Source organism: Bradyrhizobium sp. 17 (assembly GCF_023073515.1).
Lineage (GTDB): Bacteria > Pseudomonadota > Alphaproteobacteria > Rhizobiales > Xanthobacteraceae > Bradyrhizobium > Bradyrhizobium canariense_D.
The window spans coordinates 263458-271380 of record NZ_JADPJQ010000067.1 but is presented as its reverse complement, the minus strand read 5'-3'; the positions used below and the strand labels follow the sequence as shown (position 1 = coordinate 271380).

General features: G+C 58.4%; 7 protein-coding genes. 2 read left to right on the top strand and 5 right to left on the bottom strand.

Going from position 1 to position 7923, the window contains the following annotated elements; genetic code table 11:
• Positions 1–1811 precede the first annotated feature (1811 nt).
• Positions 1812–2204: a hypothetical protein gene (locus tag IVB13_RS13425; protein WP_247489114.1), complete on the bottom strand. Its 393-nt coding sequence runs from the start codon at positions 2202–2204 to the stop codon at positions 1812–1814.
• Between the two features lie 791 nt (positions 2205–2995).
• Between IVB13_RS13425 and IVB13_RS13420 the strand changes: the two genes are divergently transcribed.
• Entirely contained in the window at positions 2996–3529 is a 534-nt protein-coding gene (locus IVB13_RS13420; protein ID WP_247489112.1) for a septal ring lytic transglycosylase RlpA family protein, read from the top strand.
• Positions 3530–3941: 412 nt separating this feature from the next.
• Here the strand turns inward: IVB13_RS13420 and IVB13_RS13415 are convergent, their stop codons facing one another.
• Both IVB13_RS13415 and IVB13_RS13410 read right to left on the bottom strand, forming a co-directional pair.
• Entirely contained in the window at positions 3942–4151 is a 210-nt protein-coding gene (locus tag IVB13_RS13415; RefSeq protein ID WP_247489110.1) for a hypothetical protein, read from the bottom strand.
• 61 nt (positions 4152–4212) lie between these two features.
• Positions 4213–4425: a hypothetical protein gene (locus tag IVB13_RS13410; protein ID WP_247489108.1), complete on the bottom strand. Its 213-nt coding sequence runs from the start codon at positions 4423–4425 to the stop codon at positions 4213–4215.
• A 342-nt stretch (positions 4426–4767) separates the two neighbouring features.
• Between IVB13_RS13410 and IVB13_RS13405 the strand changes: the two genes are divergently transcribed.
• Entirely contained in the window at positions 4768–5073 is a 306-nt protein-coding gene (locus IVB13_RS13405; RefSeq protein WP_247489107.1) for a hypothetical protein, read from the top strand.
• 1655 nt (positions 5074–6728) lie between these two features.
• Here IVB13_RS13405 and IVB13_RS13400 read toward each other — a convergent pair.
• Together IVB13_RS13400 and IVB13_RS13395 are read right to left on the bottom strand one after the other, a co-directional pair.
• Positions 6729–7136, bottom strand: a complete 408-nt coding sequence (locus IVB13_RS13400; RefSeq protein ID WP_247452804.1) for a hypothetical protein — start codon at positions 7134–7136, stop codon at positions 6729–6731.
• Between the two features lie 58 nt (positions 7137–7194).
• Positions 7195–7416, bottom strand: coding sequence for a hypothetical protein (locus IVB13_RS13395; protein ID WP_018460208.1), 222 nt, complete (start codon positions 7414–7416; stop codon positions 7195–7197).
• Between the last annotated feature and the right edge of the window lie 507 nt (positions 7417–7923).

Genomic DNA, 7923 nt, shown 5'->3' with positions numbered 1-7923 from the left:
TCGCTCACGCAGCTTGAGCGCGATCAGCCTTCCCGAAAGCGGCCTGCCGGGGTCTTCGCCGGATGCGTACCAAAATCCGCGGCATCGGTGCGGAGTTTGTCCAATTTTTCCCTTAGGTCCGCCATGGTATCGGCCCCGTCCTAGACCTACCTCGTCATGCGTGACGGGATGCAGGTCAACGGCGGAACACGCTATGGGTTCTTCGTTAACCGATTGTTAGGCCGACGTTCGTGAAGGCCGAGATGTGTGAACGAGCACCCGCTAGCTTTGCCGAGCGCGCGTCTGCGGCTATCCGATCAATGCTTCAGTGCGCACACGTGGTCACGAGCAGCATGGTCCGGCTGCATTGCCAATCGGATCCCAACATTGGTTCAGGGACTCCACGAGGAGTACCGATGGCCATAGTAGTACCAGCCGCCGCCAGAACAGCGGCGGTCAGCGCGAGCATTCGATAGGTTGCCAAGTTCCACTTCATTGCGCTTCCCTCCAGTGGAAGCGCGCACGCTACGCTCGGTGATACCCTGCCGGTTGTGAACTACTTCACACAATGCGCATCACAGCCGTGTGCAGGAGGCCCGCCGGCACGAATTGGTGGGCATTGTTCGCCAACGTCGCGCTTCCCTAGCGTTGACGATTGACTCTGACGACGACGCCGCTTGGCTAAAATCATAGTCGAGGTCGCTGGCGATGTCCCGAGCGACGCGCGCGCCGTATTGGACGGCTAGTTGAGCCGAGCCAAATAGCTCCCCCACATCGTCCGCATGTGGCTCTCCCTTGTGAAAAATCGGGAAGTAGTAACGTCGCATAGCCGCGGCCCTCGTCCTTTAGCGCGATCATGCCCACGGCTCAGGACGGCCTACACCTGTCGAAAAGGACAGCGTCCGTCAAACAGCGCCATTCACGAGGCATTTGCGAACCGCGCAACACGTGTTAGACCGCGCTCCTATCAACGAAGGAGCGCCAAGTTGGCCAAGAAGAAAAAAGGTTTCGTCGCGAGTGGACGAAAGACGACCTGAAGACGCTGAAGTTACTTGCGAAGCAAAAGACTGGTGTCACGAAGATCGCAAAGAAATTGAAGCGAACGCCGGGCGCGACGGCGGCTAAGGCATTTGTTCTTGGCTTGTCGCTCACGCAATAGACCGGCACCTACTCGATCATCCGACAGTGCTCTCGCTCCACGCAACCTCCATCTGACAGGATGCGCGCGATGCGACGTGCGTTTCTGGGCGCCGTCGATCGCGCGCAGTATGTTCGTTACGCATTTCCGACTATGCAGATATCGTGTTTCGCGCGTTGAGGCAGTTGCTATTGCGAGGTGCGGTAAGCGTTGCAGGCGCCGCTTTGACGGCCGTCTGCATCGCTGGTGTCCTGTCGTTGGTTGCGACGTACTTTCCGACCAAAGAGCAAACAGTCGTCGAAAACATTGCTCTCAAAAGCGGTTCGTACCCAGCCGTTGCGGCACGAGGGTGAGCGCTGAGCACTAGCGGGAACAGCGACGTTTTCCAGGATCGGATATCCCCACTGGGTGATCGTCGCAGGAGTTGTCCTCGGGCTGGCGCGATTGATCGGATGGGCGTTTCAAAGAAACCGCAAGCGGCGGAAGAAGTGCGAGAACCCCGCAGTACTGATCAACTGGCCGTCGGACCGGAGGCGAGTCCCAAATCGCGTTGAGAGGACCACTCTCAAGGGCAGGTTAATTGGTCACTAACGTTGACGCGCGTCGCTGTTTCGTTCTCTGTGTTGAAGATGTTCGCGAAAGGTTTTTCCCACTTTCGGAAAGAAATTTCCGGCACTGAACTAAGCGCCAACATCTATCGCTTTGTGCGTGAGTTCTGACGGGCAGTCGCGGCGCTCTCCGCGTTCGCCGATGCCAGCCCATCAACGCGTGCGCCTAGTGCGCCTAGTTGATCTGACATTAGCTTGCGATTACTGCCTTCCGAGGCAATTTTGCGCTGGACCTCCGCAATCCGGTCCACAAGGCTTTGCTGGCTTGACTGAATGTCTTTCACCGTCTGCTCAAGAGCTGCTACCGCCCTCTTTGTTTGTTCGACGCCAGAATCTTGACGAATAGCAGTCGCTGCCTGTAGGGCATCAATTCTGTTACTCATCCAAACGAACATGCCTCCAGCCAACACAACAATCAACGCGACCACGAGCCAAGGCAACACCTGACGGTGCGTGCGGGCAGATTCTGTTGGTTCCATCACGGCTCCTAGGAGGAACGCAACTCCGTCATACACCCTGAATCGGACTTAGTTGCGACCGCCGCCCCTGTGTTGCCTGCAACATGCTGTGCGGGCTCAAAGGAGCAAGTCTGCGGCAGCCAAGCGTGCAGAGCGAGAGGCATTGAAGGAAGAGCCGGCTGACCGGACTGAGGAAGCCGAGCAAGCAATCGGAAGTCTTGGGAAGGTACTGTGGTCAATTGCCAGCGCTCGTCCGGTCTTCGAAATCGCCGAACAGAAGATTGCGGGGTCCTTTAGCGAGCGCCAACCGCAGGCTCCTAAGTACCTCGAATAACCCCCTCTGCCGCGAATCAAGCTGCCCGACACAGTTCGTTCGGCACCCGCCGCGGCGTGGTCGTCGTGTTCGGCCTTGGCGATTGCCCCTCAAGCTGGGGGCCGCTGCTCGTCCACTAAGACCAGCGCGAAGCACCGCTCGCCGGGCTTGGCGTCGGCGGGCGTACGGCCACCAACAACTCTGCCCCTTTGTCAGTAGGCGGGTTGAAATTTCTCATTTTGGGGATACGCAACTTTCCCATGGGCCGCTCGTATGTAGTGCGCGCTGGGAAGACTGGCCGCCCCTAGGCCCCGGCCGGTGGCGCTAAATGGCGCGATGCATCGCAGCGAGATAATTGACTTGCTGCGGTGCTCCTACGCACATCCTCGCAACGTCGGTATGCAATCACCTATGTGCGAGACGCGAATACATGTTCAGGAACACTGGCTGGTGGGTTGCATTGTTGACTTGTGCTTCAATTGTTTGATGAGGCCGAACGATGCGTCTTCTCCTCAGAATGGTTGCGATTGCGACAGTCCCTGCTTGGATTGGATTGAATGCGAACACCGCTGCAGCAGAGGATTTCAATGAGCGGTGGTCCATCATTCCAAAGGCTCGTGCTGAGCCGGCTCCTGATGGGCTCGAACAGACAAAGAAGGATGAGCCGCAAGTGCAAGCTCCGAACGGACAACAAACATTGAAAGATCGTCAAGAACCCTTGAAAGACCGTTCAGCCTCTCGCTCCCTCGACCGAGTGTTCTCCGGAAGGGCCTCATTCTACTCGTACTCAAAGGGCAAGACGGCGAACGGTTCATCGTACGACCGGAATTCACTAACCGCGGCGCACCGCCGTCTGCCGTTCGGCACGAGAGTCCGGGTCATTGATCTTGAGACTAAGAGGTCGGTGGTGGTTCGTATCACCGACCGCGGACCATGGGTCCGAGGCCGCGTCCTCGACCTCTCGCTCGCCGCCGCGCGCACCTTAGGGATTACGGATCGTGGCGTGGCTCCGGTTCGTGCTGAAGTGTTGTAGCAGTCGTCCATCACCTTGCGAAAATACCCAACCGCCGCCCCGCGCCCTTACATCAACGGTCCGGTTTTGGGTCTGAACCGTGCCGTGGCTCTGAAGAACCCCGCCGGTATTGCGGGTCATCGTGACCTCCCTCCGGCTTACTGACGGCGACGAAGCTGCACGAGCCTGCTAGTCGGCGGCGTGAGCCTGGCCGCGCTGATAGAGGCGATGTTCTCCGCACCGGTTGAGCGACGCGATGCCGTTCGGTACGTCGCGTCTGCCTTAGACGACTTCGCCATCTCGCCGGAACTCGGCCCGGTCTGGCACCTTCGCTACGTTTACGAAAGTCATGGCTCGTTTCGCGTCGTCGATATGGAGATGCGACGCCAACCGGCACGCTATCCAGTAAAGACGTCTGGCTTCGTCTGCCCGTCTAGCTATCTCCCACGTCTGCGATGTGGCCGGTCCTGTCGATGACCACCGAGCGCGCGGGACCTTCTTTGACGGCCTTGTAAGTCTTGATCTTTCCGGCCGGCACCTCCTGGATCTGCGAGTAGCCTGCGGCGCGAAGCTTAGCGACAATCTCCTCCGACGGCAGGCACAGCGCAAACGAGCACGGCCAAACCTCAATGAGGGCAGCCATGACGAAAGATCGCAGCACTTGCCTCCTTGCGCGCACGCCGCCGTCGGGCTGGCTCCTTAGCTTAGCCGCCGACCGGCCCCGACAACGTCTCCAGTCCCGCCTCTATTGCCGCGATGTCCTGTTCGATCTGCGCGATCGACAACCTGCAGTCAAAGCCCACCCAGGCTTTCAGGTCTCCGGCAAGGCGCCGGCGGTGCATCTTCAGCTCTTCAAGCGACTGGCGGTCTTTAAGTCTTGCGTAGCCGTCCACAATCAACTCAATCGCACTCGACATGACGCTACTCCACAAAAACAATTCGTACAATCGAATGAGCTTAGTGCAAGCCGCGCGGTCGGCGCAACTTCTATGCTGGCTTCTACACGCTGGCCCCTCCGCCGGCTCGCGCTTCAGCCAATGGCGCGGCTGGGGAGCAACAAGAGCCAGAGGGCGCCTCAAAGGTCCAACCTGGCCTTCGTCAAAATTGGTTACGATCATTGACGGGCTGGCATTCCACTCAGCGTCCAACCGCAAACTCTTCGAAAAACGTGGGCACAGGGTTTTGGTTTTCTAGCTTTTCCCGAACGGAGGCGTCAAACTTGCGTCCATTGAGAACGTGATTTTTTCAGGGATATTGCGATGGGAAAACCTGGCGTTTCCCGTGATGCCTTCCGGGGACTATTCGCTTTCTATGCGGCGAAGACTCATCACGACCACAAGCCCGAAGCCGAACATTCCCTTTTGCGGATGTTTGGATCTGCGGACGATATACCCGATACGTTGCTACGGCAGTGGTCGGACAGAGTTGAGTTGCTCGGCTCCGAAACCGTTGGTCGCTTAATGGATCCACGCGTCCGCCAAATCACGAACGGCAACGCGCAATACGACCATGCCAGCGACTTTCTTCGCACGCGGCTGAGAGACCTCGGGCATAAAATGCAGTGATCAAACCGCCATGCCATTGTCGCCGCAGTCTTCCGACGCATAGACTTGGCAGCTCTTTTCCTGCGCTTTTGATGGACTTGGACTCCATAAGAAACCTTGCGGCCTTCAGCCAAGCTCGATGAGCCGCCCCACTGTGCTAGGCATCCATACCGCGGTCATCGGGCTGGATGAAGCCGACCGACGCCCGTTAAACCACTGCACTGTGTCTGCTGCCACCTAGGCGACGATCGCAAGGCCGTGTGAAATAGTTCACAGATTGGGAAAGAAAAGCTTACTACCATGGAGAGAGCGGCGGAGATGCTCCGGCCTGCTCTTGCTCGGTCGCCTGCCCATCCCGCTTGATGATGAATTGTTTTGTCCGTTTCACTCCCGGAAAGCCGACGACGATGATTGACGACGATTTGGTCCGGGCACATCGCAACAATATTCAACGCTACCACCTCTTATTGCAAACCACTCTGACGGAGTTCGAACGGCAGTATGTCGAAAGACGTCTGAGCGAGGAGCAATGGAAGCTGGATAAGCTAACGACTCGTGCTCAAGCAAAGCGAGACGGCTAATCGCCTACAGACCACGCAGGGTAGGACACCCGATGAGGCACACGGGTTTGCTGTTAATGCTGCGGCAGAAAAGTTTGTGCGAGCAGCTGCGCAGCTCAGAATTCCGGGCCGAGACAACTAGCCGAAGCACGGCAGCACCACCTAACCACTTGCGTTCGCCCGTCGGTTGCGGTTGGATCGTCTTTTTAGGATTTAATCCAATGGCAATCCAATTGCTTGTGGCGAAGGTTCTCAGGGACGAGCTATCTCTAACAGGCGTTCGATCAATAAGCGCTGAAGATTCCGAGGCTATTACTGCTCGCATCTTCGAACGGATCACTGAGCTCGAGCTAGAAGTTGCCGCCCGGGGCTTCAACATCCCCGCGAGCGGCGATGACAGACCGACGTGACGAGCCGAGCGTCATGTCCGTTTACGATCCGCTATCGAGGGAGCTGGGTCGCACAAGGACGCACACTATTCGGCTCACGTTCTCGGACATCGAGGAAATTCTCGGGAGGCCGTTACCGCCGTCAGCTTACAAGTTCAGTGCCTGGTGGGAAAATGAGGTTCGCGCAAAGCGGGGCACACGCAGGCCATGGCGTGGCTGCAGGCAGGCTTCGCGGCCAGAGTTTCTCTGAAACAGCGGGCGGTGGAATTCCATCGAGCCTGAAGGCTTTCACGTCGCGTCACCTTTGTGTCGAGCTTTCCCGCGCGTCCGGGCAGCGTCACTCGAGGGAGAATTCAACCCGAAGGCGGCGGACTGTTCTAGCCCTCCCCGCAGCCTCCGGCTCTTCGGCCCTTTTCATCCAGGGCTGCGTTCAAGCAAACGAGGTGCAGAACTGCATTCTTTGAGACAAGATAGCTCCCGTTCGAACGCCCCAGTCCTCGGGTTATCGGTCAGGCCTAATAGCGGCATACTCAACACACGACGAAGATCTTTCCCGTATTGCCGATTTGAAGAGCCAATCGGTCAGGGCTACACTCCGAATCAATAAGGCAATGGATGCCAGCGGTGGTACGCGAGATGATCCAACAGTCGTCAACCACCAATGTTGTGGTTGCAATCAGCGAGACCGCTGTGGCGTCGCCGCATGAGAAGCACCGTGGCTCGAATTCTAGCCCGGGGACAGGCGTACCCCCGAGCTCCTAGCCTCTGCGGGGCGACGCCTGGGGAGGCGCAAGCCTAGCGGTCCCGGGAAGCTGTTGGCGATGCTCAACGCGCGGTTCTCGTCGGTTTCGAGAGCTATTTTCTGGGCAAGCATGACGTCGCCCTGGGCCAAGCCACCTAACGGGACGAAGCAGCGCCCCGTTCCGAGCCGCCCGTATTCGTCTATCTCGTTGACGTTGGCGGACGTGCCGCGCCGGATTCGGTACCGCTTCCCAGTGTCGCATCCCACGACCTCGAAGTATCCCTTCCTGTCAAAGTCCGCCCTCTGCTGAGGCGAAAGCCAAGAACGAAGGAGGCGTAGCGCACGAGCGTGAATCGTTTTCTCGTCCTTGGATGCTTCATAGAGCTTCCCAATACAGAGGCTACGAAGGGGCCACCGACTGACCCGAGCTAAGTTCCTCTTCACCTGGCCATCACCCACCGACGAGCCGCGGAAAAAACAATGTCTCTTCGGCGGTCGGATCAAACGTGGTGATCCTGGTTACCTCCTCCGGGCTACTCCGCACCGCTGCAGTGTATCCTTTCCCGGTGAATTCCAGAAAACGTCTCTCCGCCTCCGCCAGAGCATCACCGCTGGAGTTGTCGAAGAAGTAGCGGCTGTCGCCGCTGTGATCCATCACGATCTGCGTTGCCATGCTGAGGCTCCCGATTGCACTTCGGAAGGAATGTGAAAGTGCAGACCTCGTTCCTATTTTCGTAAGCGCCGAGATATTTTTAGTTGTGCGCCTCACTAGCCCGACTGTGTATTCCGCCTGGCACGACGGACAAGCGCTCGCTTCGTCAATGTCGCACGCGTGGACTGAGAACGATTGAGGAGCTGACAATGCCCGAGCGTGAGCGGGACGAGATCCACCAGCCCGGTGCGGCCTTTGCGGGCCGGTACGATTTCGGAGAGACGCCGGCGGCAATCAAGACGGCCGAGGGATTGGCCGGATGTGGCCCAGTGCCATGATACTTGCGCAGGGCGCGCCTGCGATGGAGAGATCCATCGCCAGGTCCGGGACGGCTCAACCACAGTCCGGAGGGGCGGGCGCCGTCCGTCGGGCGCAACTTCAAGAGCCGGCGGCGCCTGGGAGGGAGCAGGTCGGAGAAACCTGCCAGCGTCAAGGTCGCGGCACGTGGACGTTGCCGCATTCTGACCC